The 1,411-nt window shown below is 68.7% G+C and carries 1 protein-coding gene; it reads left to right on the top strand.

Annotation, left to right across the window (positions count from 1 at the left end; all coding sequences use genetic code 11):
- The first annotated feature begins 105 nt into the window (after positions 1 to 105).
- On the top strand, positions 106 to 1,401 hold the full coding sequence (locus BAW75_RS08130; protein WP_104113156.1) for an IS701 family transposase: 1,296 nt from the start codon (positions 106 to 108) through the stop codon (positions 1,399 to 1,401).
- Positions 1,402 to 1,411 lie beyond the last annotated feature (10 nt).

Consider the following 1,411-nt stretch of genomic DNA (forward strand, 5'->3'; position numbering starts at 1 on the left):
TAGTACTCCAACGTCACTTGGATTCGGCGTTGGGCGTGGCGTGGGTATGAGGGCGGCCACCGCGTTGATCATCGATGGTTTGTGAGGACAACCGAAGATCGCGCGATGGCCGTGGGCCACAGCGTAGACCCCAGCCGGTGGCGGGTCATCCTGGACGAGGCGGTGACGCGTGTCTCTGACCGGTTCGTGCGGGCCGAGCCGCGGGCGACGGCCGGGCGGTTCGTGGAAGGGCTGCTGTCGGACACCGAACGGAAGACCTGCTGGTCGCTTGCGGAACGGGCGGGTAACGCTGATCCGCAGGCGATGCAGCGGCTGCTGCGCACGGCGGTGTGGGACGCCGACGCCGTCCGCGACGATGTGCGTTCCTGGCTGATCGAACAGCTCGGCCACCCCGACGCGGTGCTGGTCACCGATGAGACCGGGTTCCTCAAGAAAGGGGTGTGCTCGGTCGGGGTGCAGCGGCAGTACACCGGCACCGCCGGCCGTGTCGAGAACAGCCAGGTCGGGGTGTTCCTGGCCTACGTGTCACCGACGGGACGAGCGATGATCGACCGTCGGCTCTACCTGCCGGAGGCGACCTGGTGCGACCGTCCCGACCGGCTCACCGAAGCCGGCGTTCCCGACCAGGTCGGGTTCGCGACGAAGCCTGCCCTGGCCCGGCAGATGATCGCCGCCGCGATCGAGGCTGGTGTCCCATTCGGGTGGGTGACCGGCGACGAGGTCTACGGCGCCGACCCAGGCCTGCGCGCTGAGCTGGAACAACGCGAGATTGGCTACGTCCTGGCGGTCGGCTGCGACCGACGCGTGGCCGTCAACGACGGCCGCACCCTGATCCGCGTCGACGACCTCGCCGACCGGATCCCCACCCGCGAGTGGCAGCCGCACAGCTGCGGCCCCGGGGCGAAAGGGCCACGCGAGTACCTGTGGGCCTGGATCACCACCGCCACCAGGCCGGGTGAGCACCGATGGCTGCTGATCCGCCGCAACCGCACCACCGATGAGCTGGCCTTCTACCTGTGCTGGTCACCCCGCCCCGTCCCGCTGCACGCACTTGTGCGAGTAGCCGGCTCCCGCTGGAGCATCGAAGAGCTGTTCCAGACCGGCAAAGGCCAGGTCGGCCTGGACCACTACCAAGTCCGCGGCTGGACCGGCTGGCACCGCCACGTCACCCTGGCCATGCTCGCCCTGGCCGTCCTGACCATCCTCGCCGCCACCGCGCAGCAGCCCAACACTGATGCGGAGATCATCGCGTTGACCCTCGCTGAGATCCGCCGCCTCCTCAACGCGTTCGTCCTCGCCACAGCACCACCACCAGCGCACACCCTGCACTGGTCGATCTGGCGACGAACATCCCAAGCCCGAGCCCGTCGATCCCACTACCAGCGCAGACGAGCGAAGTGACGTTGGAGTA

Source organism: Micromonospora chalcea (assembly GCF_002926165.1).
In the GTDB taxonomy this organism is placed as follows: Bacteria; Actinomycetota; Actinomycetes; order Mycobacteriales; family Micromonosporaceae; genus Micromonospora; species Micromonospora chalcea.